Source organism: Nocardia fusca NBRC 14340, assembly GCF_001618425.1.
Taxonomy (GTDB): Bacteria; Actinomycetota; Actinomycetes; order Mycobacteriales; family Mycobacteriaceae; genus Nocardia; species Nocardia fusca.
In genome coordinates, this window is the sequence record NZ_BDCU01000033.1 from 102,514 (window position 1) to 128,302 (window position 25,789).

General features: G+C 68.2%; 29 protein-coding genes. 7 read left to right on the plus strand and 22 right to left on the minus strand.

Annotated elements, in window-relative coordinates:
• Window positions 1–48 precede the first annotated feature (48 nt).
• Window positions 49–621: a YdcF family protein gene (locus NF4_RS22510; RefSeq protein WP_084533346.1), complete on the minus strand. Its 573-nt coding sequence runs from the start codon at window positions 619–621 to the stop codon at window positions 49–51.
• A 375-nt stretch (window positions 622–996) separates the two neighbouring features.
• Between NF4_RS22510 and NF4_RS22515 the strand changes: the two genes are divergently transcribed.
• Together NF4_RS22515 and NF4_RS22520 are read left to right on the plus strand one after the other, a co-directional pair.
• Window positions 997–1,224 (plus strand): winged helix DNA-binding protein, encoded by a 228-nt coding sequence (locus NF4_RS22515; protein WP_157120514.1) that lies wholly within the window; start codon window positions 997–999, stop codon window positions 1,222–1,224.
• 304 nt (window positions 1,225–1,528) lie between these two features.
• The gene (locus NF4_RS22520) at window positions 1,529–2,431 is read left to right on the plus strand and encodes a cutinase family protein (RefSeq protein WP_063129390.1); all 903 of its coding nucleotides are present in this window, start codon (window positions 1,529–1,531) and stop codon (window positions 2,429–2,431) included.
• A 178-nt stretch (window positions 2,432–2,609) separates the two neighbouring features.
• Here NF4_RS22520 and NF4_RS22525 read toward each other — a convergent pair whose 3' ends face one another.
• Window positions 2,610–3,470, minus strand: a complete 861-nt coding sequence (locus NF4_RS22525; protein WP_063129359.1) for a hypothetical protein — start codon at window positions 3,468–3,470, stop codon at window positions 2,610–2,612.
• A 264-nt stretch (window positions 3,471–3,734) separates the two neighbouring features.
• The gene (locus NF4_RS22530) at window positions 3,735–4,412 is read right to left on the minus strand and encodes an MBL fold metallo-hydrolase (protein ID WP_063129360.1); all 678 of its coding nucleotides are present in this window, start codon (window positions 4,410–4,412) and stop codon (window positions 3,735–3,737) included.
• Window positions 4,413–4,621: 209 nt separating this feature from the next.
• Here NF4_RS22530 and NF4_RS22535 point away from each other — a divergent pair, with 209 nt between their 5' ends.
• Entirely contained in the window at window positions 4,622–4,888 is a 267-nt protein-coding gene (locus tag NF4_RS22535; protein WP_063129361.1) for a WGxxGxxG family protein, read from the plus strand.
• Between the two features lie 91 nt (window positions 4,889–4,979).
• On the opposite strand, the gene NF4_RS22540 is transcribed toward NF4_RS22535, so the two are convergent.
• Window positions 4,980–6,380: a glycine--tRNA ligase gene (locus NF4_RS22540; protein ID WP_198165419.1), complete on the minus strand. Its 1,401-nt coding sequence runs from the start codon at window positions 6,378–6,380 to the stop codon at window positions 4,980–4,982.
• Between the two features lie 260 nt (window positions 6,381–6,640).
• Between NF4_RS22540 and NF4_RS22545 the strand changes: the two genes are divergently transcribed.
• Both NF4_RS22545 and NF4_RS22550 read left to right on the plus strand, forming a co-directional pair.
• A complete protein-coding gene (locus NF4_RS22545) occupies window positions 6,641–6,994 on the plus strand; it encodes an ArsR/SmtB family transcription factor (RefSeq protein ID WP_030523140.1) in 354 nt (117 codons plus the stop codon).
• 3 nt (window positions 6,995–6,997) lie between these two features.
• Window positions 6,998–7,441: a Fur family transcriptional regulator gene (locus NF4_RS22550; protein ID WP_198165420.1), complete on the plus strand. Its 444-nt coding sequence runs from the start codon at window positions 6,998–7,000 to the stop codon at window positions 7,439–7,441.
• 79 nt (window positions 7,442–7,520) lie between these two features.
• Here the strand turns inward: NF4_RS22550 and NF4_RS22555 are convergent, their stop codons facing one another.
• The gene (locus NF4_RS22555; protein ID WP_063129362.1) at window positions 7,521–8,501 is read right to left on the minus strand and encodes a hypothetical protein; all 981 of its coding nucleotides are present in this window, start codon (window positions 8,499–8,501) and stop codon (window positions 7,521–7,523) included.
• Window positions 8,502–8,605: 104 nt separating this feature from the next.
• On the opposite strand from NF4_RS22555, the gene NF4_RS22560 reads away from it, so the two are divergent.
• Window positions 8,606–9,259, plus strand: a complete 654-nt coding sequence (locus NF4_RS22560; protein WP_063814670.1) for a TetR/AcrR family transcriptional regulator — start codon at window positions 8,606–8,608, stop codon at window positions 9,257–9,259.
• A gap of 5 nt (window positions 9,260–9,264) precedes the next feature.
• On the opposite strand, the gene NF4_RS22565 is transcribed toward NF4_RS22560, so the two are convergent.
• From NF4_RS22565 to NF4_RS22580, 4 genes are all read right to left on the minus strand, one after another.
• The gene (locus NF4_RS22565; RefSeq protein ID WP_063129363.1) at window positions 9,265–9,690 is read right to left on the minus strand and encodes a CesT family type III secretion system chaperone; all 426 of its coding nucleotides are present in this window, start codon (window positions 9,688–9,690) and stop codon (window positions 9,265–9,267) included.
• The gene (locus tag NF4_RS22570) at window positions 9,687–10,502 is read right to left on the minus strand and encodes an isoprenyl transferase (protein ID WP_198165421.1); all 816 of its coding nucleotides are present in this window, start codon (window positions 10,500–10,502) and stop codon (window positions 9,687–9,689) included. The genes NF4_RS22565 and NF4_RS22570 overlap by 4 nt, the downstream gene beginning before the upstream one ends.
• 275 nt (window positions 10,503–10,777) lie before the next feature.
• Window positions 10,778–11,596: a DNA repair protein RecO gene (recO, locus tag NF4_RS22575; protein ID WP_063129364.1), complete on the minus strand. Its 819-nt coding sequence runs from the start codon at window positions 11,594–11,596 to the stop codon at window positions 10,778–10,780.
• Window positions 11,597–11,683: 87 nt separating this feature from the next.
• On the minus strand, window positions 11,684–12,199 hold the full coding sequence (locus NF4_RS22580) for a cupin domain-containing protein (protein ID WP_198165422.1): 516 nt from the start codon (window positions 12,197–12,199) through the stop codon (window positions 11,684–11,686).
• A gap of 85 nt (window positions 12,200–12,284) precedes the next feature.
• On the opposite strand from NF4_RS22580, the gene NF4_RS22585 reads away from it, so the two are divergent.
• Window positions 12,285–13,163, plus strand: a complete 879-nt coding sequence (locus tag NF4_RS22585) for a LysR family transcriptional regulator (protein ID WP_063129365.1) — start codon at window positions 12,285–12,287, stop codon at window positions 13,161–13,163.
• An 83-nt stretch (window positions 13,164–13,246) separates the two neighbouring features.
• On the opposite strand, the gene NF4_RS22590 is transcribed toward NF4_RS22585, so the two are convergent.
• The 13 genes from NF4_RS22590 to dnaJ all read right to left on the minus strand — a co-directional run bounded on the left by NF4_RS22590 (window position 13,247) and on the right by dnaJ (window position 25,465).
• On the minus strand, window positions 13,247–14,440 hold the full coding sequence (locus tag NF4_RS22590; RefSeq protein ID WP_084533342.1) for a cytochrome P450 family protein: 1,194 nt from the start codon (window positions 14,438–14,440) through the stop codon (window positions 13,247–13,249).
• Window positions 14,441–14,481: 41 nt separating this feature from the next.
• The gene (locus NF4_RS22595; protein ID WP_269749645.1) at window positions 14,482–15,765 is read right to left on the minus strand and encodes a cytochrome P450 family protein; all 1,284 of its coding nucleotides are present in this window, start codon (window positions 15,763–15,765) and stop codon (window positions 14,482–14,484) included.
• On the minus strand, window positions 15,762–16,391 hold the full coding sequence (locus tag NF4_RS22600; RefSeq protein ID WP_063129367.1) for a GTP-binding protein: 630 nt from the start codon (window positions 16,389–16,391) through the stop codon (window positions 15,762–15,764). Before NF4_RS22600 ends, NF4_RS22595 begins: the two co-directional genes overlap by 4 nt.
• Entirely contained in the window at window positions 16,372–16,731 is a 360-nt protein-coding gene (locus tag NF4_RS22605) for a DUF742 domain-containing protein (RefSeq protein WP_063129368.1), read from the minus strand. Before NF4_RS22605 ends, NF4_RS22600 begins: the two co-directional genes overlap by 20 nt.
• A complete protein-coding gene (locus NF4_RS22610; RefSeq protein WP_030523153.1) occupies window positions 16,728–17,141 on the minus strand; it encodes a roadblock/LC7 domain-containing protein in 414 nt (137 codons plus the stop codon). Before NF4_RS22610 ends, NF4_RS22605 begins: the two co-directional genes overlap by 4 nt.
• 2 nt (window positions 17,142–17,143) lie before the next feature.
• The gene (locus NF4_RS39425; protein WP_063814671.1) at window positions 17,144–18,736 is read right to left on the minus strand and encodes a sensor histidine kinase; all 1,593 of its coding nucleotides are present in this window, start codon (window positions 18,734–18,736) and stop codon (window positions 17,144–17,146) included.
• A 346-nt stretch (window positions 18,737–19,082) separates the two neighbouring features.
• Entirely contained in the window at window positions 19,083–19,997 is a 915-nt protein-coding gene (gene era / locus NF4_RS22620; RefSeq protein WP_063129369.1) for a GTPase Era, read from the minus strand.
• Window positions 19,990–20,340, minus strand: a complete 351-nt coding sequence (locus NF4_RS22625) for a cytidine deaminase-like protein (RefSeq protein ID WP_063129370.1) — start codon at window positions 20,338–20,340, stop codon at window positions 19,990–19,992. The genes era and NF4_RS22625 overlap by 8 nt, the downstream gene beginning before the upstream one ends.
• Window positions 20,333–21,655 (minus strand): hemolysin family protein, encoded by a 1,323-nt coding sequence (locus NF4_RS22630; RefSeq protein WP_063129396.1) that lies wholly within the window; start codon window positions 21,653–21,655, stop codon window positions 20,333–20,335. Before NF4_RS22630 ends, NF4_RS22625 begins: the two co-directional genes overlap by 8 nt.
• 5 nt (window positions 21,656–21,660) lie before the next feature.
• Window positions 21,661–22,230, minus strand: a complete 570-nt coding sequence (ybeY, locus tag NF4_RS22635; RefSeq protein WP_063129371.1) for an rRNA maturation RNase YbeY — start codon at window positions 22,228–22,230, stop codon at window positions 21,661–21,663.
• A gap of 58 nt (window positions 22,231–22,288) precedes the next feature.
• Window positions 22,289–23,389 carry a PhoH family protein gene (locus NF4_RS22640; protein WP_063129372.1) on the minus strand — a complete coding sequence of 367 codons (1,101 nt, stop codon included), beginning with the start codon at window positions 23,387–23,389 and terminating at the stop codon, window positions 22,289–22,291.
• Between the two features lie 173 nt (window positions 23,390–23,562).
• Window positions 23,563–24,303, minus strand: coding sequence for a 16S rRNA (uracil(1498)-N(3))-methyltransferase (locus tag NF4_RS22645; protein ID WP_063129373.1), 741 nt, complete (start codon window positions 24,301–24,303; stop codon window positions 23,563–23,565).
• 4 nt (window positions 24,304–24,307) lie between these two features.
• Window positions 24,308–25,465: a molecular chaperone DnaJ gene (gene dnaJ, locus NF4_RS22650; protein WP_063129374.1), complete on the minus strand. Its 1,158-nt coding sequence runs from the start codon at window positions 25,463–25,465 to the stop codon at window positions 24,308–24,310.
• Window positions 25,466–25,789: the final 324 nt, after the last annotated feature.

The window sequence follows — 25,789 nt, forward strand, 5'->3', positions numbered from 1 at the left end:
CGGGCAGTGACCGGCCGGGAGGTCCGGCGGCACCGGCGGGTGAAGGTTTCACTGCCCGGCGGTGTAGTTGAAATCCGCCGAGAAGTGGGTGAGCTGATACCACAGCAGGGCGGCGGTCTCCCGGGCGATACCGTGCGCCTGCGATTCCCGGGTGTACACCGCGGGACCGGTGCGGGTGGGTGCGGTCCAGGCGTCGAGTCCGGCGTCGCGGGCCATGGTGCGGGTTCGCAGCGAATGCCACGGATCGCTGACCAGCACCGCGGAGCCGAGTTCGCGTTCCTGCATCGCGGCCGCCACGGCCTCCACACTGCGCAGCGTATCGGAACCGGTCTCCACGGCGAGGATGGCGCTCTCCGGGACGCCCGCGTCCATCAGGTACATCTTTCCCGAGGCGGCCTCGGTGTACAGATCACCCTCTTGTTTGCCACCGACCGTGATGACCAGGTCCGACACCCCCTGCTCGTACAGGCTCGCCGCCTGATAGAGGCGCGCCTCGAACACCGACGACGGAGTCCCGGAATACTGCGCGGCGCCCAGCACCACAATGGCGTCGGCAGGTGTGTAGTCCTCGATCCGCGCCACCTGCCATACCCGCACGGCGGTACCGCCCACCAGGATCATCCCCACCACCAGGGCACCGCCGAGCAGCCGTCCTGCCCAGCGCAGGATCCCGGCACCGATCCCGCGCGCAGCACCGGAATCGGCACGCGAATCCGGTCGTGTACGCACTGGTGTCCATGTCACGCCACAAGTCTGCCAGGCAGGCTCGGGGCCCCGGACACCGCGCGAGCACCGGTCCCCCGCCCCGCCGTAACGCAGGGATTCGAGGTTTGCGCTGGTCACGGAATTACGAAAGGGGAGGCGCCGCCGCCGGGGACGTGAGAGGGAGAGCGTGGGCACCCCTTCTCCGGCCAGCCGGGCACTTCTTGTGGCCCGAATCGTTATCAGCGACCCTCCCGCCGCGGGAAGAAACCCAAATCCTCGATGGTCCACATCGTGGACGACCCGGAAAGGCAGGGACTGGCCGAGCGCCGCCGCGACGAATGTGACCGCCACGGCCACGCCGTGCACCTCACCCCGAGCGGCCGCGAACGGCTCGCCGCCGCGGCGACCACGACCGACCGGGTGATGGCCGGACTGCCGGCACCGCTGTCCGCGGGGGATCGCCGGAACCTGCACGGCCTGCTCGCCCGCTTTCTCGAGCACACCGCCGGTACGGAGTGAGCGCGCCACGCCGGCCGGGCACCGAAAACACTGTGAGCGGGAGGATTTCGCGGCACAGCGGCGCCGGACGGTGAATATCCCGTTGATCAGGGCCGAACACCGGTAGATTCGACTTTCGGAACGGGCGCCGATGTGCTTGGCTATCCCTCGGCGAGATCTGAAGTGCCTCTGATCCATCCATCGGGGTCGACGAACTCGCACCCACACGTCACACCACAAAGGCGTGGCATGCCCGTCGACTGTTTTGGAATCCTGTGAACAGATGAACGGCCGTGGCCGTCTCGGTGAGTACATGGAGCACACGATGTTTTCTCGTTGGAAGAGCGCCACCGCCGGTATGGCGGTAACCCTCGCGTCGGTCCTCGCCCCCGCCGTGGCCACGACCGCCCAGGCGGCGCCCGCGAACTGCCCCGACCTGTACGTGGTCGCGATCCCGGGCACCTGGGAGACGTCGAAGTCCGACCCCGGCAAGGGAATGCTCGCCCTGGCCGCCGACGACCTGCCGGGCAGCGCCCACACCGATTACGTCACCTATACCGCCACCGCCTTCCCCTGGGAGGGCGAGGTCTACGGCCGCTCCAAGAACGAGGCCGTCTCCGGAGCCCGCGGCCTGATCTCCGATGTGGCACGACGCTGCGGCAACACCCGATTCGCACTGCTCGGCTACAGCCAGGGCGCCGACGCCGCCGGTGACCTCGCCTCCGAGATCGGCACCGGACTCGGCGTGGTCCCGCCGGACCGGGTGGGCCTGGTCGGCCTGATCGCCGACCCGCGCCGCTCCCCCCTCGACAACCTCATCGGCCCACCGGTCCTGGGCGCCGGCGCCGGCGGCCCCCGGCTGACCGGTTTCGGCTGGTTGAGCAACCGCACCTACACCTTCTGTGCCGTCGGCGACCTGTACTGCTCGACCCCCGACGGCGATTTCGCCGCCCGGATCGCCGGATTCTTCGCCCAGGTCTCCAATCCCGACCCCACCCAGCTCGGCAACTACCAGACCCTCGGCATGCAGCTGCTCAACGACGCCCTCGCCGCCGGCGGCCTCGGCCTGCTGCACGACCAGCTCAACGGCACCGCCTACGAGGAGCGCAAGAAGCAGGTCGACGATTTCGTGAAATCCGGTATTCACCAGAGCTACCCGAGCTACCAGGTGGCCGGCGGGGTCACCACGCTGAACTGGCTGCGGCAGAAACTGGTCGAACTGTCCTGAATCAGCCCGCTCCCGGCGCTGTCGCCGCGGTCACCGGCAGCGGTGTAGGTAGGTCCAATTCGGACCTACCTCCGGACGAGTGATCACCATCTGTCGGTGATCGCTGCGGTCATGGAGTAGGCACGCGGCGAGTCGGGCCCGAAGTCCGGCGCTCGCCGGCTCGCGACGTCCCGTACTCTCAGCCGCTGGGAGGGTCGAAGCGGATCATCCCCAACAGCGCGTCTTTCAATTCCAGCCCGTCAACAGGCTTCTTGGCGTACATGTACATGTGCTTCCCGTTGGGGTCCTTTCTTTCTTCCTCGGTCGGCGGTCTGAGCTTGTCGCCGTCATAGACGAACAGGACACCAGGATCGCGATCTCGCGCCATGAAATCCTGTACGACGCTGCCCCCTATATGCGTCCAGGGTCTGTTCGGTTCCGATCCTCCGTGCACGCGTGCGTCCTCCACGAGCTTCGGAACTCCGAGATCTGGTTCCGCCGAGACCCAGCGGAACTCCAGATTCGTTTTGATCAGTTTCCCGCCTCGCTCCGCCTGCATTTGGTCCAACAGCCCGATAAGCCTGTTCTCCTCCGGCGAAAACCTCTTCCCGCGTAATTCCTCGAAGGTCGCAAGAAGCTTGGCGTCGCCGACCATGTTGTGCAGAGAGAGCTTGTCGGCGAGGCTCGCGAAGGCATCTCTGTCTGCTTGGGTCAGTCTCAGAACGAAATGTTGTGCGCGATCGGATGCCGGCCCGTTGTCGCCGGATCCGCTGACCGGCAGAGAAGTTTCCGTCTCCAGTGGCGGCGATCCCGGTGCCGGACGTTCCGCGGACACTTGCTTGGAGTCCGCCGGTAACCGCTCCGGACCATCCGCCGGGATCTGCTGTCTGCCGTGTTCTTCGGCGCCTCGATACGTAACCGCTGCCCGGTCGGCGCGATCCGAGATGCCGTCCACTCTGCCGTGAAGGTGGCCGCCGGCCCGTCTGCTGAGCAGCTCTATCAAGTCGTCCCGCAACCGCCGGACCAGCTCCTTGGCAGTGCCGTCAGGAAAGTCTTTCACTGTATAAGACCCCCCGGTCGCCGCGCCGACGGAGTTCGCGCGCGGATCTCCTAGCGTACCGGCGACAGTTCCGGCCGTCAGACCGCCGTGGACAGTTCCGCGGCCGATACCGCACGCCGCCGCCGGGCCGGCTGTCGGTGCTTCCGTCAGCGCGGCCGACCGGTGCCGGCAGCGCCCGGACCCGTCCCATCGACTCACCTCCCACGCACTACCGCGGACAGCTCCCCGAGTCGCCCCCGCGCCGAGACGGCATCGCGCCAGGAACTACCAGCCCCGACTCTTCCACTCCGCCAGCTGCGGCCGTTCGGCACCGAGCGTGGTGTCGTCACCGTGGCCCGGATACACGACCGTATCGTCGCCGTAGCGGTCGAAGAGTTTGGTGGTCACCCCGTCCAGCAGGGTGGCGAAATCCTCGGGACGCCAGGTTTTCCCCACACCACCAGGAAAAAGGCAGTCGCCGGTGAACAGGTGGGTCCGGCCGGACCCGTCTGTGAGCGCGAGAGTTACCGACCCCGGCGTGTGCCCGACCAGATGGATCACTTCGAGGGATAGGTCGCCGACGGTGACGGTGTCCCCGTCGGCCAGGATGCGCTGCGGCGGTACCGGAAGCGGGTCGGCGTCCAGGGAGTGGGCCGCCGTCGGAGCGCCCGTGGCGGCGGCGACGGCTTCCAGGGCCTGCCAGTGGTCGCCGTGCTGGTGGGTGGTGACGATCAGGCCGACCCCCTCGGTGGTCTCCTGCTCGATCAGCTCGAGGATCCGGTCGGCTTCGTTGGCGGCGTCGACGAGCAGGGCGGCTCCGGTGGCGGCGCACTGGACGAGGTAGGTGTTGTTGTCCATCGGGCCGACCGACATCTTGGTCACCCTCGCGCCCGGGACCTCGCGGCGCTGCGGCGCCGAACCCGCTGTGACATGGCCGGTGTAGGAGGTATCGATGGTGATCACGCCCCCGATGCTAGCGATATGCGCGGCAGCTGTGGGCCGCGCGAGCGCCACTGTAGTGCTCGAGAACCGGCGGGCTCGCAGCCCCGAACCAGGGCTTCCGGCCGTGCGACCCACGTGAGCCCAGGTCGGCAGCCTATTGCTCTGCGTGCGGTTTAGCGCGACCGGGTCAGGGTAATGCCGCCTCGCCCAACGAGGAAAAGGAGACATACATGCGCAAGACCATTGCAGTTGCTCTGTCGTCCCTCGTACTGACTTTCGGTGGAGTCGGCGTTGTCGCGGCCGATCCACTGGAACAGCCACAGCCGGCGGTGGTCGCGCAGAACGACGTGGACGCCGAGCACGAGAAGGAGAGCGATAAGACCGGCTTGTGGGGCCTGCTGGGACTGCTCGGTCTGCTCGGGCTGGGTGGCCTGGCGAAGCGGAACAAAGACACGACGCGCTACGACACCACCACAACCCCACGACGCCCGACCTGACCCGAGCACGGATGCCGGCGCGGGAGCGGCCGTAGGATGGTCCCGCGTCTCGCGCCGGCGTTCTCAGGCCCTCAACGCCACGCCGCCGGAATCAGCAGCCGATCAGCCGCTGCGCCAGATATCCCTCGACCTGATCCAGGGCGATCCGCTCCTGGGTCATGGTGTCGCGTTCGCGCACCGTGACGGCCTGGTCGTCGAGGGTGTCGAAATCGACGGTGATGCAGAACGGGGTACCGATCTCGTCCTGGCGGCGGTAGCGGCGGCCGATGGCGCCGGCGTCGTCGAACTCGACGTTCCAGTTCTTGCGCAGCCGGGCGGCGAGGTCCTTGGCCTTGGGGGTGAGGTCGGCATTGCGCGACAGCGGCAGCACCGCGGCCTTGACCGGCGAGAGGCGACGGTCCAGGCGCAGTACCGTGCGGGTGTCCACGCCGCCCTTCGCGTTCGGGGCCTGGTCCTCGGCGTAGGCGTCGACGAGGAAGGCCATCAGGGACCGGGTGAGGCCGGCGGCCGGCTCGATCACGTATGGGACGTAGCGTTCCTCGGTGGTCTGGTCGTAGTAGCTCAGTTCCGCACCGGAATGCCGGGCGTGCGTGGACAGGTCGTAATCGGTGCGGTTGGCGACACCTTCCAGCTCGCCCCATTCACCGCCCTGGAAACCGAAGCGGTACTCGATATCGGTGGTACCGGCCGAGTAGTGCGAGAGCTTCTCTTTCGGGTGCTCGTACAGGCGCAGGTTCTCCGGGTCGATACCCAGGTCGGTGTACCAGGAGAAGCGGGTGTCGATCCAGTACTTGTGCCATTCGGCGTCCTCGCCGGGCTTGACGAAGAACTCCATCTCCATCTGCTCGAACTCACGGGTGCGGAAGATGAAGTTGCCGGGGGTGATCTCGTTGCGGAAGCTCTTGCCGATCTGGGCGATACCGAACGGCGGCTTCTTGCGCGCGGTGGTCATCACGTTCGCGAAGTTCACGAAGATGCCCTGGGCGGTCTCCGGCCGCAGATAGTGCAGGCCCTCTTCGTCGTCCACCGGGCCCAGGAAAGTTTTCAGCAGGCCGGAGAAGTTCTTCGGCTCGGTCCAGCTGCCGGGCTGGCCGGTTTCCGGGTCGTTGATATCGGCGAGTCCGTTGACCGGCGGGTGGCCGTGTTTGGCTTCGTAGGCCTCGAGCAGATGGTCGGCCCGGTAGCGCTTGTGCGTGTGCAGGGATTCGACGAGTGGATCGGAGAAGGTCTCGACATGGCCGGAGGCCACCCAGACCTGGCGCGGCAGGATCACCGACGAGTCGAGGCCGACCACATCCTCGCGGCTGGTGACCATGGACCGCCACCACTGCTTCTTGATGTTCTCCTTGAGCTCGACGCCCAGCGGACCGTAGTCCCACGCCGATTTGGTACCGCCGTAGATCTCACCGCACGGGTACACCAGACCCCGGCGCTTGGCGAGGTTGGCAACGGTGTCCACCTTCGACTTGGGTGCCACGCGAGAATTCTCCATCCACTACGAATCGCCAGTAGTTACGCTGCCCGGATCGGGCTACGTGATCGCAGTTGCCCACGGTAGCTGCGCCGCCGTGCACGGCTGATCGGGTACAGCCTAGTAGGTGCCCGCGGGCCCGGCCCATCCGCAGCCCGCCCGCGCCCGGAGTACCGCCGCCGTGTCCGCGCGAGCACGATTCGCGTGCGTATCGGCATGGATATTTGACATGCATACCCATGCATATCAAAATGGGACCGGTTTCCAATAAGGAGTGGACGATGACAACCGACACTGCCGCCGCCGGGCAGCACAATCCCTACCGCTCCCCGGCACCGGTCCCCATACCCACCCGGACCGTGCTGGAGAACGCCGGAGAACTGCTGCGCGCGCTCGCGGCGCCCGTTCGCATCGCCATCGTGCTACAACTGCGGGAGTCGCCGCGCTGTGTGCACGAGCTGGTGGATGCCCTCGGCGTTACACAACCACTGGTCAGCCAGCATCTGCGGATACTCAAATCGGCCGGGGTGGTACACGGTGAGCGTTCGGGCCGGGAGGTCCTCTACGAACTCGTCGACGACCATCTGGCGCATATCGTGGTCGACGCAGTAGCGCACGCCGAAGAAGAAGGGTAATTCGTGTCCGAGAACCTGGTCACCGGCAAAGGGACCGCCACACAGAGAGCAGTCGGTATTCGCACCACGCGGCAACGCAACGCGATCTCCTCGCTACTGGAGGACATCGACAGGTTCCGGTCGGCTCAGGAGCTACACGACGAGCTACGCCGGCGCGGCGAGGGGATCGGACTGACCACCGTCTACCGCACTCTGCAATCACTGGCCGACGCCGGAATGGTCGATGTCCTGCGCACCGACAACGGCGAATCGGTCTACCGGCAGTGCTCGACCGGTCATCACCACCACCTGGTGTGCCGCCACTGCGGCCGCACGGTCGAGGTCGCCGGACCAACCGTGGAGGCGTGGGCGGCCAGCACCGCCTCCAGCCACGGGTTCACCGAAGTCAGCCATACGCTGGAGATCTTCGGCACCTGCCACTCCTGCTCCGCGGTCGGCCGGGGCTAGCACCTCGGAGCACCTCCGAACCACGGCGAAGGCCGCTACCACCGGGTGGTAGCGGCCTTCGCCGTATTCCGTCCGCGACTCACGCGGTGACCGGTACCGGCGCCGACTCGGCGGTCGGCGCCGGCTCGACACGGGCCCGATCGCGGATCGCTCCGATACCGAACAGGACGAGCGCGAATCCCGCCCACGCCAGCAGGACCAGCACCGGACGCTGCGCGCCCGCGCCGTCGAAGAACGCCACCGAGCGGAGCAGCGATGCCGCGGCACCCGGGGGCAGCAACTGCCCGATCGTGCCCCACGGCTGCGGCAGCAGTTCCGGAGCGGCGGTGGCGGCGGAGAACGGGTTGCCGATGAGCAGCATGGTCAGGGCGGCGATGCCGATACCGGCCCGGCCGATCACGGTGGCCAGCCCGGCGACCGTGCCGGCCACCGCGAACGAGACCAGCCCGGCCACCGCCGACAGGGCGAGGTAGCTACCGGGGACAATGGACAGCCATGTCTGGGTGACCAGCATGCTCAGCAGACCGCCGGCGAGACCGAAGACGAGCGCCCCGAGCGCACGACCACCGGCGGCGGGAATCAGCAGAGTCAGCAGCACACCGCCCGCGATACCGGCCATGACCAGCGGGAGCGCCATGGCGCCGAAACCCGCTCCGCGCGGATCGTCGGGGTCGGCGGGGACGACGTCCTCGACCGGCGCGGCCGGCGCCCCGGACATCTGCTGGCCGATCTGGGTGAGCTGCTGGGCGACCGCGGGGGCCGCGCCGGAAGCGACCAGCACCCGCGGCGCGCCGCCACCGGTCACGATCGCGCCGTAGACCTCGCGGTCACCGATGGCCGCGCGGGCCGCCGCTTCGTCGGGTACGACGGTGAGCTCGAACGCGCCGGGATTCTGGCCGGTCAGCCGGGCCTCGACCATCGCGGCCTGCGGGCCGGCGACGGCGAGCGGTAGATCGCGGGGCGCGATATTGGTCGCCGGCCACGCGAAAGCGATCAGCATCAACCCTTGCAGCAGGGCCGCGCCCACCCCGAGTGCCACGGCACGCTGGATGACGTTCATGACGTTCTCCCCAGAAAATCGAAGGCTCGTTCTTTTTAGGTGCACCCACCGTCCCACCGGCCCCGCGCCTTGTCAAGAACGAACATTCGTTTTAGTTTGTAGGCATGCCCCGAGTCAGTGACGAACACCTGGAACGCCGCCGACGACAGATCCTGGACGCCGCCCGTATCTGCTTCGTCCGAAAAGGCTTCCATCAGACCTCCATGCAGGATGTCTTCACCGAATCGGGCCTGTCCGCGGGCGCTGTCTACCGCTATTTCAAGAGCAAGGACGAACTGGTCATCGCGCTCGCCTCGACCGCCGCCGGTGATATCCGCGCGCAGATGACGGCCGTCATCCACAGCGACCCGCTGCCCACACCGGCCGAACTGATCGCGCGGATGACAGACTGGATCGAAACACAGAGCGGGCCGGAAGGCCGGATACGCCTGGCGCCGCAGGCATGGTCACTGGCCCTCATCGACGACGAGGCGGCCGCACCCGTACGCCGGACCATGGCGAGCATCCGGGAAATGTGGCGCGAATACGCCGAACGGATGCGCACGGCCGGATGGCTACCTCCCGACGCCGACGTGGAAGCGGTCGCCGCCGCGCTCTTCGGACTGCTCCCCGGCTACGTGCTGCAGCACCTGCTGCTGGGCGACCTGGTGCGCGACCAATATCTACGCGGCGTGGACACCCTGTTCCCGTACGGCGACCCGGAAACCCGCCGCACCTGGTCGACGACCGGATCCGCGCCAGGCACCGACCAGGCCTGAGCGGATCAGGGCAGCAGGCCCTTGCGCGCCTCCCCGGCGCCACCGAGCACCAGCAGCAGCATCGTCGTCAATGCCATGTCGTCCAGGCCGGCCGCCGGGAAGGTGTAGCGGAGAATCACATCGGCGAGCTTGTCGTGCGCGAACAGCGCGATCGAACCGAACTGCAACGACGCATTCCGTTCGGCCACCCGCTTGTGCAACTGCGGTTTGAGCGGCCGATCCCAGGCCAGCACACACGTCAGCGACAGCACATCCAGACCCGGCGTCAACGTGAACGCGCTCAGCGAACACAACGCGCCCTGGAAATCGAAACGCAGCGAACCGTCGTTGTCGACCCGGACATCGATATCGTAGAGCCCCAGCCCGGCGCCGGCCCGGGCCTGCAACTCCAGATCCGGTGCCAGCGCGCCCGATTCGGCCTCGCCGCTCATTTGGTACCCCCGAACCGGCGATCCCGCCGCGCGTACTCGAGACAGGCTTCCCACAGATTGCGCCGATCGAAATCCGGGAACAGTGTCGCCTGATAGACGAACTCGGCGTACGCCGACTGCCAGATCAGGAAATTCGAACTACGGAACTCCCCCGACGGCCGCAGGAACAGATCCACATCCGGCATATCCGGTTCGTCCAGGAACCGGGCGACCGTATCCTCACCGACCTTCTCCGGATCGATCTCCCCCGCCGCCACCCGGCGCGCGATCTCCCGTGCCGCATCGGCGATCTCGGCACGGCCACCGTAGTTGACACACATGGTCAAGGTCATCACGGTGTTGTCCTTGGTCAGCTCCTGCGCCGTCTCCAACTCCCGGATCACGCTGCGCCACAATCGCGGCCGCCGCCCCGCCCAGCGCACCCGCACCCCCATCTCGTGCATCTCGTCCCGCCGCCGCCGGATCACATCCCGGTTGAACCCCATGAGAAACCGCACCTCGTCGGGGCTGCGCCGCCAATTCTCGGTGGAGAACGCGTATGCCGACAACCACTTCACACCGATCTCGATACAACCCTCGACGGTGTCCATGAGCACGGCCTCGCCTTTTTCGTGGCCCGCGGTACGCGGCAGCCCACGCTCCTGCGCCCAGCGCCCGTTACCGTCCATCACCAGCGCGACATGCCTGGGAACCAGTTCCGCGGGAATCTCGGGCGGGCGGGCCCCGGAAGGGTGCGGTGACGGCGGCCGGATGGTGCGGACGGTATCGGACGCGGGCACGTCCGAACCGGTGGTGTCACGACGCAGGATCACGCCCAAAGCCTAGCTGTGTATATGGCGCGCTGGCGCGCGCGGGGTTGAGGCCCCCTGGGTCTCGCCGTTTCGGCCTCGAGACTCGAGCTTCGCGCATGCGCTTCGAGGCCGAAACGGCGAGACGGGCCTCAACCCTTGGAGGTGTCTCGTAAAACTCGACGCATACGGTTACGTCGGCATTCGAGGTCCGGGTCCGCAGGTAGACCCTCATGAGTGAGGAATCAGTTTTCTCGACCAGTGCACCGACCCCATCGGAGAGCCGGGCAGATTCATCACTACCCTGGGCCCGCCACGCCGGCGACCTGATCTACCGCGCGCAGTTGTTCGTCGGTGTTCGCCGATGCTGCGGTGTGGGGGGCTCCGCCGCTGCGCTCCACCAGCGGCAGGGTGCGCAATTTGTGTTCCAGATGCCATTGCAGGTGGGCCGCGATCAGCCCGCTGGCCTGCCGGCGCGCCGATTCGGGGATCGTCTCGACCCGTTCCCAACGGCCGTGGCGTAACGCCAGCAGCTGGTCGAAGACCGCGGGAGCGGGGGTAACGGCGCCGGGTGGGCGGCAGTGGACGCAGACCGCTCCCCCGGCGCCCACATGGAACGCGCGATGCGGGCCGGGGGTGGCGCAGCGGGCGCATTCGTCGACGGCGGGGGCCCAGCCGGCGTAGTCCATGGCGCGCAGCAGGAAGGCGTCGAGGACCAGTTCGGGTGGGCGCTGCCCTTCGGCGATCGCGCGCAATGCGCCCGCAGTGAGAGAGTGCAGGCGTGGCACGGGGGCGCGTTCCTCACCGGCGAGGCGTTCGGCGGTCTCCAATACGGCACAGGCGGTGGTGTAGCGGCCGTAGTCGGCGATGATGGCGGTCGCGAACGCCTCGACGGTGTGGACCTGGGTGACGATATCGAGGCTGCGGCCCGGATGGAGTTGCACGTCGATGTAGGCGAATGGCTCCAGCCGCGCCCCGAATTTCGATTTGGTGCGGCGCACCCCCTTGGCCACGGCCCGTACGAGACCGTACTGCCTGGTGAGGAGCGTGACGATGCGGTCGGCCTCGCCCAGCTTGTGCTGGCGCAGCACGACGGCATGGTCACGGTACAAACGCACGCGACCAGTCTTGCACGTGTTCGTTCTCGTCGCCTCGAGCCGTCCGGCGCTCGGCCTCGGATACGCCGTGAGGTCGGCGCCGCCCGGTTACGCAGTAGCATCGGCCGGGCGGCGCCAGGCCGTCGCGGGCAGGAAGTGGACGTCGTAGCGCTGTTGTTCCGGTAGCAGGCTGTCGAAGTCCGCGTGTCCGCGCTGGATCCGGCCGAGGTGACGGAAGTACTCGAACCGCTGGATACCGGGGGTGAGAACGATGAGCAGATCGACCGGCGATCCGGGTGCGGCGCCGAAGGCGTGCGGCATACCCGGCGGTACCACGACGAGACTGCCCGCGGCAGCAGTTGTCGGAGTGCCGTCGAGAAGGAATTCCGCGATACCGGCGAGCACGTAGAACAGCTCCGTGGACCGTCCGTGGTAGTGCGGCGCGGCCCCGTCCGCACCGGCGCCGAGGGCAAGCCGGTTCGCGCCCAGTGCGCCACCGGTGTCGACGGCGTCGGCGAGCAGATGGAAGGCCCCGCCGTGGGGTAGGTCCACAATTTCCGCGGTCGCCGCAGGTACGACCAGGGCTTCGGGGGTGCGGTGCGGCATGATGTCTCCTTCGTTCATGCTCTCAGTGCACACCGGGAAGAAAGCACGAACCAGACGCAGTTGTGCCGGGCAGTGATCACGGATCGAGATCAATGGAGGCGCAGTGGAACTGCGGCAGCTCGAGTACTTCGTGGCCGTCGCCGAGGAGGGCGGCTTCGGCCGGGCGGCCCGGAGCATGAATATCGTCCAGTCGGCGGTGAGCCAGCAGATCGCGCGGCTGGAGCGAGAATTCGGGGTTCTCCTGTTCGACCGATCGACCCGGCATGTTCGACTCACCGGGGCAGGCGAACGATTGCTGGACGAGGCGCGGCTCGTACTCGCCGCCTCGCGGCGGATGCGTCGCATCGCCGGGGATATCGCTGCGGGCGACGATGGCACGCTGCGACTGGGCACCCTGCACGCACCGGGCGATCGACTGTATCGCGCGTTGAACACGCTGGCCTCGATCGCGCCGCGCCTTCAGGTCCGGCCCCGGCGACTGACACCGGCCGAGCGACTCGCCGCGGTGCGGTCCGGGGAATTGGACGCCGCTCTGGTGCGCGCTCTACGCCCATCGGCCGGCCTCGAAGCACTCGAGGTGTGGACCGATCCGCTGTACGTCGCACTCCCGGCCGACCATCCGCTCGCCGGCGCACCCGGGCTTCGGCTCGAACAGCTCGGGCACCTCCCGCTGCGCCTGGCCGCCCGGGAGGCCAACCCGCCTTTCCACGATCTGGTCACCGAAGCATGCGGGACCGCGGGGATCGCCCCACCCGCGGGTCCGCCGTTCACCACCCTGCAGCAGACCCTCGCCGATATCGCCGTGGGCCCACCGTCGTGGACGGTGTTCTACGAGGTGACCTCGCTGCCGACCGTCCATCGGATAGCGATCCGGCCCCTCACCGATTTGTCGGTGACGACATCGCTCGCCGTCGCGCCCGGGCCGCCGGGGCCGGCCCTGCGCCATCTGCTCGACGCCCTCTACCGAACTGCGAATACCTGACCGAGCCGCATCACGACCTCGGCGTAGTCCGCTCGACAGTCGAACGTTTCGGCAATGAGGCGCGGGGGCGAACGACCGGCGTTCTAGGTTCCCAGGCGGACGGGGAAGGCCGCCGGATCGTTCTGCGTGAGGACCGGCAGGTTGCCGATCTCGCTCAGCGGCATGGCGCACTGCAGATCCGGGAACCGGTCGAACAGCGCGGGCACGGCGATGGATGCCTCGAGCCGGGCCAGGGCCGCACCGGGGCAGATATGCGGGCCGTAACCGAAGGAGATGTTTCGGTTGGCGGTGGGGCGGGTGATGTCGTAGGTATCGGCGTCCGCGCCGTGCAGTGACCGGTCCCGGCCGATCGCGCGATAGGACATGACGACGCCGTCCCCCTTGGCGATGGTGACGTCGTCGACGGTGATGTCCTCGGTGGCGAAACGCATCAGCAGATGGATGACCGGGCCGTCCCAGCGCAAGGTCTCCTCGATCGCCTCCGCCCAGGTGCGGTCGCCGGACCGGATCGCCGCCAGTTGCTCCGGGTGACCGAGCAGGGCGCGGACGGTGGTGATGATCAGGCTGACCGTGGTCTCGTGCCCGGCGGCCACGAGGGCCTTCAGGTTGCCGTGCACCTCCGCCTCGGTGAGCGGGGTTTCGCCCTCGGCGACGTCGTGGATGAAGTCCGAGGTCAGGTCGTCGGCGGGGCGGACAGTCTTCTCCTTGATCAGACCGGTGTAGTAGTCGTCGAGTTCGGCGAATACCCGCATCCGCTCGTCGTGCGGGGTGAGCAGGGAGAAGAAGGCCTTGTAGGACTCCAGCAGCATGGTGTGATCGGAGCGCGGCACCCCCATCAGCTCACTGACCACGCGCATCGGCAGTGGGTAGGCGAAGATCTGCTTGAGATCGACCACCTCGTTCCCGGCGCCCGCGGCGGCCAGGTCGTCGAGGAGCTCGGCGGTGAACTGTTCGATCTTCGGTCGCAACGCGCCCAGCCGGCGCGGCGCCAGCGCCCGGGTGGTCTTGATCCGCAGCCGGCGGTGTTCGGCGCCGTCCACGGTGAACATGGAGCGTCCGGCGTCGATCATGCCGATCAACGGCCACTCACGGGTCACCGCGCCGGACTGCCACAGATTCCACTGTGTGTGGTCCTTCACCAGGCGGGTGTCGGTGAGCAATTGCCGGGCCAGATTGTGCCGGGTGACGGTCCAGGCGGGCGCGCCGAGTAGTTCGATCCGGGTCAGCGCCGGGCCTTCGACGAGGCTGCGGGTCTCCCCCGCGAGATCGGCGACCATCGGGTCGATTGTCAGGGTCGCGGTATGCGGACATTGCCGGCTCAAGAGCCACCTCCAACGGCGGGAACAGGAGTGAAATCGACCGGAAGCGCGGTGAATCCGCGCAGGAAGGGCGAGGGCCGCCGGATCAGGGACTCGGCCGGGACCGCGAGATCGAGGTCGGGCAGCCGGTCGAGCAGTACCTCGATCCCGGTCCGCGCGATGATCTCGGCGATCTGCTGCGCCGGATAGGGGCAGCGGTATTCGCCGTGGCCGAAGGCGAAATGCGCGGCATTGCCGGAATGGGCGGGCTCGGCGCCGGCACCGGAGTACTGCCGGATATGCGGATCCGCGTTCGCGGCGGCCAGACCGAGCAGCAACATATCGCCGCGGCGCACCAGGGCTTCACCGAGCCGGGTATCGCGCGAAACCCAGCGGCCGGCCAGGATCTGGGTGGGGGTGTCCTCCCACAACACCTCGGTCATCGCCTGGCCGATACTGTGCCGGGCGGCGCCGAATGCGGCGGCGAACCGGTCGTCGACCAGCATGAGGCGGATCGAATTACCGATCCAGTCGGCGGTCGGCAGATGACCGGCGGCCGTCACCGACTGCATGTTCAGGACGTATTCCTCGTCGGCGAACGGTGCGGGATGGGCCAGCATCCGCGACACCAGATCCTGGCCGGGGGCGGCCTTCTTCTGCACCAGCAGCTTCTGCATGTACTCGACGAACCGCAGGTAGGCGGCGGGCGCTTCCGGACCGCCGTCGCACAGGGTCTGCATGGTCTGCGCCAGATACGAGCCGTCCGATTCCGGCACGCCCATGATCCACGCCAGCGTCAGCACCGGGAGCAGCTCGGCGAATTCGGTGACCACGTCCGCGTAACCGCGACCGCAGAAACGGTCGATCAGTCCGTCGGCGAGTTGTTCGCAGGCGGTGCGCAACGCGAACGGGTCCACCGATTCCAGGGCCGGTTCGACCAGGCTCACATGCCGGGCGTGCGCGGCGCCGGCGGTGAAATAGATGCCGGGCTGCGGCCGGCCGACCATGGGCAGCAGCGGCCAATCCGGTGGGATCATCGGCCACTGGTTCCACAGGCTCGAATCCCGCGGGAAAAGCAAGCCGTCCGTGGTGACCTGGTGCAGTTCCCGATAGCCGATCACCAGCCACGCCGGGATACCGCCGATGAGCTCCACCGCGACGACCGGCCCGTACTCGGACCGCATCCGCGTGTAGAGCAGGGCAGGGTCGGAGTGGAAACCGGGACCGTCCAGCGTGACCGCACCGCTCGGGGCGACCGGGCAACCGCCCGGCGACATCCCGGTGTTGTAGTCCGGACGGGTCACGATCGGGCCTCCGCTGTCGCCGCGGGCGGGGCCTGGCGCTCGATGAGGTGTTCGACGAGTCCGATCAGCACCTGTTTGCCGGCCACTCGCGAGCGCGCGTCACAGGCGAACAGCGGTACGTGGGGATCGAGGTCGAGGGCGTCGCGGACCTCGTCCAGCGCCGGCGGGATCGGTTCGAAGGAGTTGCATGCCACCACGAAGGGGGTGCCCTGGTATTCCAGCCGGTCGATCGCGTACCAGGAATCACTGATCCGCCGCGGATCGACGAGCACCACCGCACCCAGCGCTCCGGTGAACAACCGGTCCCACAGGAACCAGAACCGTTCCTGACCGGGCGCGCCGAACACGTACAGCACGTATTCGTCGGTGAGACTGATCCGGCCGAAATCGAAGGCGACGGTGGTGGTCGTTTTCCCGGCCACCCCGGACAGATCGTCCACTCCGACACCGGCGTTGGTCATCACCGCCTCGGTGTCCAGCGGCTGGATCTCGCTCACCGCGCGGACCATGGTCGTCTTACCGACCCCGAAACCGCCGACGACGACGATCTTCAGGGCATGCCGCACCGAACTGCTCAGTGGCGCCCGGGCGCGCGTGGGGCGGTCGTCATAGGCTACGGAGTCCAACTAGCACCTTCTCGAGCATGTCGATATCGAACGTGTCACCGTAAGGGCCCGTATCGAGTTCGGGGTGGCGAACGGTGACTTTGCCTGCGTGCAGCAGGTCCGCGACCAGAACCGTCGCGATGCCGATCGGCAACCGCAATTCGGCCGCGATCTCCACCACCGCGGTGGGTTGCCGGCACATGGACAGGATCGCCGCGTGTTCGTACTGCATGGCCGCCGTGGGCGCGCATTCACTGACCACCAGGGTCACCGGATCGAACTCATCGGTGGTGGGGGCGGCGCGACCCCCGGTGAGCGTGTAGAAGCGGTCGGGTTCGTCGTCGCGGCCGGGGCGGTTCACAGCAGCCTCGCTCGGCTCCCTCGCGGCGGTGCGGACAGATACTCCCCGACCTGCTCGATCAGCGCCGCCATCTGGGCGCCGACCAGACCGGCGTCGGCGTCGTCGTCGGCCAGCACCGCGATCTGGGCGCCCGCGCCGGCACCGACGATGAACAGGATGCCGCCGTAGAACTCGGTCATCGACTGGCGGACCCCGCCGCGGCCGTTCCCGAACTCGGCCGAGGCGCTACCCGCCAGCGCCTGCACGCCCGAGGCGATCGCGGCGAGCCGGTCGGCCTGGTCCATGGACAGTCCCGCGGTATGGCACATCTGGATACCGTCCGCGGCCAGCAGCACCGCGTGCCGCGCGCCGGCGGTTTCGCTCAGCAGCCGCTGCAACAGCCAATCCAGTTGCGCTGGATCCGATGTCATCGTCATCGATCGTTCTCCCAGTCGGTTGTCATGGAGTGACGGGACGGTCGCGCGGCCCCGTTGCCGGGCGACTGGATCGGTCCGCCGAACGGCTGGGCGTCGTCCCCGGCACGGCCGGTGACCGCCCGCTGGAAGGCACCCAGCGACGACGCCGACGACCGGCGTTTCGGAGCCGGATCGTGCGCGGCGGCACCCTCGAAGGAGTCGGGATCGGGCAGACCACCCGGATGCGCGGCGGCCAGGGTGCTGCCCCGCCGCCGCTTGGGCAGCACGGTGGTGGCGGTCGCCTCGGTCTCGGCCGCGGCCACCGCGGGGAATTCGCCGAAACTGTGTTGCTGGACGCTGTGCCGACCCGAAACGTACTGGGCCGCCGGCCGGCTGGTGGAGTTGTACCGCGGAAGGTCCGAGTCGGCCGCGGCGGCTTCCGCGGGTGCGGCACGGTACCGAGCGCCGGTTTCCGGTACCACGGCGAAGGGACCGGAATCGGGTGCGTCCCCGACGCCGGGTGGAAGGACGGCCTGGCCAGCCGAATGACCGGTCGGCAGGGCCGGGGTGGCGGGCGGTTCGATCCGGGCGGTGAGTTCGCGCGGGATCATCACGACCGCCGCGGTCCCGCCTATCGCGGACGGCCGGTAGCTCACGGTGAGACCGTGTTTGCGCGCGAGCCGCCCCACGACCGCGAGACCGAACCGGGTGCCGTTGAGCGAGGAGAGCCCCTCCGTCGCGTCCCCCTCGGCGCCGGAAACGGTGAGCTGTGCCCGCTGCAGCGACGATTCGCTCATCACCAGGCCGCTGTCCTCGATGGTCACCACCAGGCCGGCGGGGATCTCCGCGGCGTAGATGTGCACCTCGGTGGTGGGCGGGGAGAACCGGCAGGCGTTGTCGACGAGTTCGGACAGCGCGTGGATCACGCCCTCGGCCGCGTGCCCGGCGATGGCGATATCGACGATCGCCCGCAGTCGCACCCGCTGGTAGCCGCCGACCCGCCCGATCGCGGCCCGCAGAATACGTTCCATGAGGATCGGTTTGGCCCAGCGCCGGCCGGTGCGGGCACCGCTGAGAATGGCGATACTGTCGGCGAGTCGTCCGGCCTGGGCGGTGGCATGGTCCATTTCGAGCAGATCGGTGAGCACCGCCTGATCGGCGTAGCGGTGTTCCAGCTCCTGCAGATTCGCCAGCATGCTGGTGGTCATGGCCTGCATCCGGCCGGCGGCGTTCGCCAGCGACGCGATGGCCGCCAACCGGCGGCGTTCACTGGTGGCGCTGATCTCTTTCTCCGCCACCACCGCCTGTTCGGCGACCGCCGCCCGCTGCTCGCTGCGGGCGAGCAGGTCCAGCGCTTCGGCGGCGCGGCGCTGCTCGGCGGCGATCAGGCCGCGGAAGTAGACGGCGGTGGCGACGGCGGTACAGGCCGCCACCACGGCGATCGAGACCCATACGGCGGTGATCACCCGGTCCGCCGGCGCGACCGACAGGATGGCGGCGGCCAGCAGTCCGATACCGACGGTGACCGAGATCCCCAGGGCCAGCACCGGAGCCAGTAATTGCTTCCGGCCCACCGTCCACGCCGAGGCCGCCGGCACTGATTCGTACATAAAGTCGGGTCCCCCCGCTCGCGCTTGGTCCTGCCGACCCAAAGCCGAGCCCGCATGCGGCACCACATCGTGCCGTTACCGAATCGTCGGATCAAAAATGGTTTCGCTCCGGTCAATTCGGGTACGGGCCGAAGCATATCGGCCTAGTCCAACCTCCGCCACCCCAAGGAAGCCAAACCTCAGCTAACTTCCGGTGTCGTGAGCGGGTCGGTATCCGGCGCGCGGAAAGCGTGCGAAATCACCGCGTTCGCGCCGCAACCGGACTCTCGATTCCGCGCGACACCCGAAGGCCCGATGCCGGCGCACCCACCCGGGACCAGGCGTCCGACCGATCCGCCGAGTGACCTCAGAAGCCCAGTTTGCCCAGCTGTTTGGGGTCGCGCTGCCAGTCCTTGGCGACCTTCACATGCAGATGCAGGTAGATGCGGCTGCCGAGAATGTGCTCGATCTGCTTGCGCGCGTTGGTCCCGACCTCTTTGAGCCGGGCGCCCCCCTTACCGATGATGATCGCCTTCTGGCTCGGCCGCTCCACGTACAGCAGGGCGTGCACGTCGAGCATGTCCTCGTTCTCCTCGCGCGGCAGGATCTCTTCGATCACCACCGCCAGCGAATGCGGCAGTTCGTCGCGCACCCCCTCCAGCGCCGCCTCTCTGATGAGTTCGGCCATGAGGGTTTCCTCGGGTTCGTCGGTGAGTTCACCGTCGGGATAGAACGCCGGACCCGGCGGCATCCGGGAGGCGATCACATCGACCAGGACCTCGACCTGTTCCCCTTTGGTGGCCGAAACCGGCACCACATCGGTTTCCGGCCCGAGCAGCTCGGAGATCGCCATCAGTTGACGCGCGATCTGGTCCTTACCCACCTTGTCGATCTTGGTGACCACGCCGAGCAGCGTGGTCTTCGGCGCCATCTGCCGCACCTGCTGCACGATCCAGCGGTCCCCCGGACCGATCTTCTCGTCCGCGGGGATGCACAGCGCGATCACGTCGACCTCGGAATAGGTGTCGCGCACCAGATCGTTGAGCCGCTGGCCGAGCAGGGTCCGGGGACGATGCAGCCCGGGGGTGTCGACCAGGATCAGCTGGGTGTGCTCGCGGTGCACGATGCCGCGGATGGTGTGCCGGGTGGTCTGCGGCCGCGAACTCGTGATCGCGATCTTCGCGCCCACCAGCGCATTGGTCAGCGTCGACTTACCGGTATTGGGCCGGCCGACGAAACAGACGAAACCGGAACGGAACTCACCCTCGGTGGGTTCAGGCATCGGACGCCTCGTAACCCTCGGCGATATCGAACACCGCACCCGAGGCATCGGCGAAAATGATCTTCGCTCCGGCGGACACCTCGCGGACCGCGGCCACCCCGGCGTCCGCGAACTTCCCGCCGATCACCACCGCGGCCTCGAACCCCTCCGCACCGCTGGAGATCGCGGCCGCGACCGCGGATTGCAAGGCCGTGAGCCGCAACGCCTGCAACCCGACCTCACCAGCGGCATAGGTGCGCCCGTCGGTATCGCGGATCGCCGCGCCCGCCGCGCCGCCGGCGCGACCGAGCGCGCCCCGGGCGAGCACCAGCAACTTGTTGTCCTCGGCATCCAGTTCACTCATCGGCTGCTCCCTCGTCGTGCCGGGCGGACGCGGTCTCCCGCGCCGGTCCCGGATCGGTCTCCATATTGTGCTCGGGCGCCCGGCCCACCACCACGGTGTGCACCCGGACCCGCCCGCGCGCGTCGGCGCCGCCTTCGCCGCGCAGCTCCAGCCCGTGCGCGACGACCTCGGCGCCCGGTAGCGGCACCCGGCCCAGTTCGTGCGCGAGTAGTCCGCCCACGGTGTCGACTTCCTCTTCGTCGATCGGCAGCCCGTACAGCTCCCCCAGGTCGGCGATCGGCAACCGCGCCGACACCCGGAACCGGCCCGGTTCTATCTCCTCGATCGGCGGGGTCTCGTCGGTGTCGTATTCGTCGGCGATCTCGCCGACGATCTCCTCCAGCACATCCTCGATGGTCACCAGACCGGCGATACCGCCGTACTCGTCCACCAGCAGCGCCATATGGTTGCGGCGCCGCTGCATCTCGTCGAGCAGATCGTCGAGTGGTTTGGAATCGGGCATGAACACGGCGTCCCGCATGACCTCGCGCACCCGGACACTACGCCCACGGTCGGCGTAGGGCACCAGGTCCTTCAGGTAGACGACGCCGAGAATATCGTCGACGTTCTCCCCGATCACCGGGATCCGCGAATGTCCGCTACGCACCGCCAGCGACATCGCCTGCGCCACCGATTTATCGGCCTCGATCCACACCATCTCGGTCCGCGGCACCATCACAGCGCGCGCCGCGGTATCACCGAGTTCGAACACCGACTGGATCATCCGGCGCTCGTCGTCGGCGACCACACCGCGTTCCCGCGCCATATCGACCACTTCGCGCAATTCGATCTCCGAGGCGAACGGGCCGTTGCGGAAACCCTTACCCGGTGTGATCGCGTTACCGAGCAGGATCAGCAACCGGCTCACCGGGCCCAGCAGGGCGCCGATGAACTGCAGCGGCAGCCCCGCCGCGAGCGAGATGGTGTACGCGTGCTGACGCCCCAGGGTGCGCGGCCCCACCCCGATCACCACATAGGAGACCAGCACCATCACCACCGCGGTCACCAGCAGCGCCCACCCGCTGTCCAGGAAACTGCTCAGCGCGGCGGCGAGCAGCACGGTCGCGGTGATCTCGCACAGAATGCGCAACAGCACCATGAGGTTGACGTAGCGGGGCCGATCGTCCACGATCCGGCCCAGCCGCACCGCGCCGGGGCGGTCGCTGCGCGCCATATCGTCGAGCCGGGCCGGGGACAGGGTGTTCAGGGCCGAGTCCACCGCGGCGAAGACACCACCCACGGCAGCGAGCAAGACGGCGACCAGCAGCAGGGTCATCTCGTTCACGCGTGCGCGTCACCCGGCCACGCGCGGTCGCCCTCCGGGGCGGCGAACCCCGTCTTGCCCAGCAGGCGGGCGTCCCGGGCGGCCAGTTCGGCCCGCCGCTGCGCCTCCCGCAACTCCTCGTACCACTGTTCGAGCAACCGGCCCTGCAGGGCGAACATCTCTTTCTCCTCGGCCGGTTCCGCATGGTCGTAACCGAGCAGGTGCAGTACCCCGTGCACCGTGAGCAGGGCGAGTTCCTGATCGAGGGAATGGCCGGCCTTGGCCGCCTGGTCCAAGGCGAATTCCGGGCACAGGACGATATCGCCCAGCATCGACGGGCCCGGCTCGGGACTGTCCGGCCGGCCACCGGGTTCGAGTTCGTCCATCGGGAACGACATCACATCGGTGGGACCGGGCAGATCCATCCAGCGCATATGCAGGTCGGCCATGGTGTCGAGATCCACCAGCACCATGGACAGTTCGGCGGCCGGGTGCACATCCATCCGGTCGATCACGAACCGGGCGACGCCCACCAGGTCTTCTTCGGGCACTTCCATACCCGACTCGTTGGCGATCTCGATACTCACCTGGTCAGCCTAATGGGTGCGGTCGGGCGCAGCCCATTCGCACTCGCGCACGGCCGGGTCACCTCCGTGCCGTGCGCCCCGCCGCTCGCCGCTGCGCCCGGTTGCCCGACATATGCGGCGGACCCACCGGCGGCCGGGTCTCGGCCTCGAACTTCTCGTAGGCGTCGACGATATCGGAGACCAACCGGTGCCGAACCACATCACTGCTGGTGAGCTGGGCGAAATGGATATCCTCGATATCACCGAGGATCTCGGTGGCCGCCCGCAACCCGGACCGGGCGCCGTGCGGCAGGTCCACCTGGGTCACGTCACCGGTCACCACGATCTTCGACCCGAACCCGAGCCGGGTGAGGAACATCTTCATCTGCTCGGCGGTCGTGTTCTGCGCCTCGTCCAGGATGATGAACGAATCGTTCAGGGTTCTACCACGCATATACGCCAGGGGCGCGACCTCGATCACGCCGGCCGCCATCAGCTTGGGGATGGCTTCCGGATCCATCATGTCGTGTAACGCGTCGTAGAGCGGGCGCAGATACGGGTCGATCTTCTCGTTCAGGGTGCCCGGCAGGAAACCCAGCCGCTCCCCGGCCTCGACCGCCGGGCGGGTGAGGATGATGCGGTTGACCTGCTTGGTCTGTAGCGCCTGCACTGCTTTGGCCATGGCCAGGTAGGTCTTACCGGTACCGGCCGGACCGATACCGAAGACGATCGTGCTCTCGTCGATCGCGTCGACGTAGCGCTTCTGGTTCAGCGTTTTCGGGCGGATCGTCTTTCCGCGGCGGGACAGGATGTCCAGGCTGAGCACCTCGGCGGGTGATTCGGAACTTCCCTCGGTGAGCATCGAGACCGTATGCCGCACCGCTTCGGGCGTGATCACCCGGTTGCGGCCGGTCAGCGCGACCAGTTGCTCGACGACCCGCTCGGCCAGCGCCACATCGGCCGCCGGGCCGGTGAGCGTGACCACATTGCCGCGCACATGGATATCCGCGACGAGGAGCTCTTCGAGTTCACGGAGGTTTTCGTCCGCGGAGCCGAGGAAGGGGAAAACCGATTCGGGTGCGAGTTCGATACTGGAACGGACGGTGCGTGCCCCGGGCCCCGAGGCACCGTTCTCGCCCGCGGAGGGATTCTGGTCGCCGCTATCGCCTTGTGATCGCACGTAGTCGCTATGGCCTGCTTTCCGGTCTCGGAGCTGCGGTGCTGCGCCGCTGGTGGAGATGAGTGCGAATGCTGTCGCTGGCACGAGTCTAACTCCCGGCCCCGACAGGTCCCAGTGGAATTCCGGCCGATCACGGCGTCGCGGACCGCTAGGACCGGCTGTTCACCCGGTGGTCACCAGCGGGTGGTGAGTGCCCCCAGTGCTCCGAGCGCCACCGCGGCAGCCGTGGACGTGCGCAGCACGGTGGGTCCGAGCCGGACCACCTCGGCTCCCGCCGCGCTCAGCGCGGTCAGCTCGGCATCGTCGAGGCCGCCCTCCGGGCCGACGATCAGCGTGATCGCCGCGGCGGTGCGCCACGGCAGCTCGGCGAAGGCACCCACGCCCGATTCGTGCAGGGCCGCCACCACCGCGCCCTGTGCCGTCGCGGCGCGCACGGCGTCCACCACCTCCGGTGTCCGGTGCAGGGCCGTGACCTCGGGGATGTAGGCACGCCGGGACTGCCGGGCCGCGGCCTTCGCCGCCGACCGCCATTTGGCCACGCCCTTGTCCGCTTTGGCCTCCCAGTTCGAGACACAGCGCGCGGCCTGCCACGGCACGACCACATCCGCACCGGCCTCGGTCATCAGCTCGACGGCCAGCTCGGAACGCTCGGATTTCGGCAACGCCTGGACCACGGTGACCGCCGGCGATGCCGGCTCGGCGCGGCGACGGTCCCGGACCAGCAGTTCGAGCTGGTTTTTCTGCGCGGCGACGACTTCCGAATCCGCCAGTACACCGCGGCCGTCGGAGAGCGTGACGGGTTCGCCGGCCCGGATACGGCGCACCGTGGCCGCGTGCCGGCCCTCCGCGCCGTCGAGCACCGCGACGGCGCCCGGTGCCGGGATCTCGTCCAGGTAGAAGACCGTGGCGGCCATCGGGTCAGCGTCCGCTGAACGATGCGCGCAACCGGGCGAACAGGCCGCTGTTGTGCTCGGACTGCGCCGACATCACCTCGGCTTTGTCCTTGGCCCGCAAACCCTTGTACTTGCGCAGCAACTCGGTCTGTTTACTGTCCAGCTTGGTCGGCACGACGATATCCAGGTGCGCCATCAGGTCACCGCGGGAGCTGGAACGCAGCCGCGGCATACCGTGCCCGCGCAGCACCGAGATCTCCCCGGGCTGGGTACCGGGACCGATGGTCAGCTCGGTGGGACCGTCCATGATGGTGTCGATCACCACCGTGGTGCCCAGTGCCGCGTCCACCATCGGGACCCGGACGGTGCAGTGCAGATCGTCGCCGTCGCGAACGAACACGTCGTGCGGCTGTTCCACGATCTCCACGTACAGGTCGCCGGCATGCCCGCCACCGGGGCCGACCTCGCCCTGCGCGGCCAGGCGCACCCGCATCCCGTTGGCCACCCCGGCCGGAATCGGGGCCGCGATCTCCCGCCGCGCCCGCACCCGGCCGTCGCCGCCGCATTTGTGACAGGGGTCCGGGATCGTCTCGCCGGCACCGCGGCAGGTCGGGCACGGACGCGAGGTCAGTACCTGACCGAGGAACGATCGCTGCACCGACTGCACTTCACCGGCGCCGCCGCAGGTCTCACAGCGCACCGGGCTGGAATTGCCGTTGGTCCCCGCGCCCTGGCACAGGTCGCACAGGATCGCGGTATCGACGGTCAGGTGCTTGGTGACCCCCACCGCGCATTCGGCCAGGCTCAGCCGGGTCCGTACCAGCGAATCCGCGCCCGGCTGCACCCGCCCACGCGGTTTGCGGGCACCGGCGCCCCCGCCGCCGCTCATCCCGCCGAAGAACGCCTCGAATACATCGCCCAGGCCGCCGAAACCGGCGCCGCTGAAACCGCCGGCGCCGCCACCGGCGTCCAGCGGGTCACCGCCCATATCGACGATGCGGCGCTTCTCCGGATCCGACAGCACCTCGTACGCCGCGGAGACCTCCTTGAACCGGGTCTGCGCCGCTTCGTCCGGGTTCACATCGGGATGCAGTTCGCGAGCCAGCTTGCGATACGCGCGTTTGAGCTCTTGGTCGGAGGCGTCCCTGCCTACACCGAGCAATCCGTAGTAGTCCCGTGCCACTTGAGTTCTCTTAGTCCTTGGTCGCTGTCCACGGCTCCGGCTTCCCACGGCCGGCCGCGTGGCTCCTGATGGATTGAGCCGCCCGCCCGTGAGCTTAGTCGGGTCGACTCAACTTTATCTCGGCGGAGAACACGAGCCTAACAGCGAGCCACGCAAGCCCCCTTCCGCGGCGGGCAAGCCCGCGCTCCCACTGCGAGATACGAGCTTCGAAATTCCTGCGGCGACCCCTCCTCGATGCGCAACTACCCCCGGTGCCGAGTTCAGCGAGGCCCACAAAGGGTCGAGGCCCGTCCCGCCCTTGGCCGGAGGTGCTCAATTGTCGCA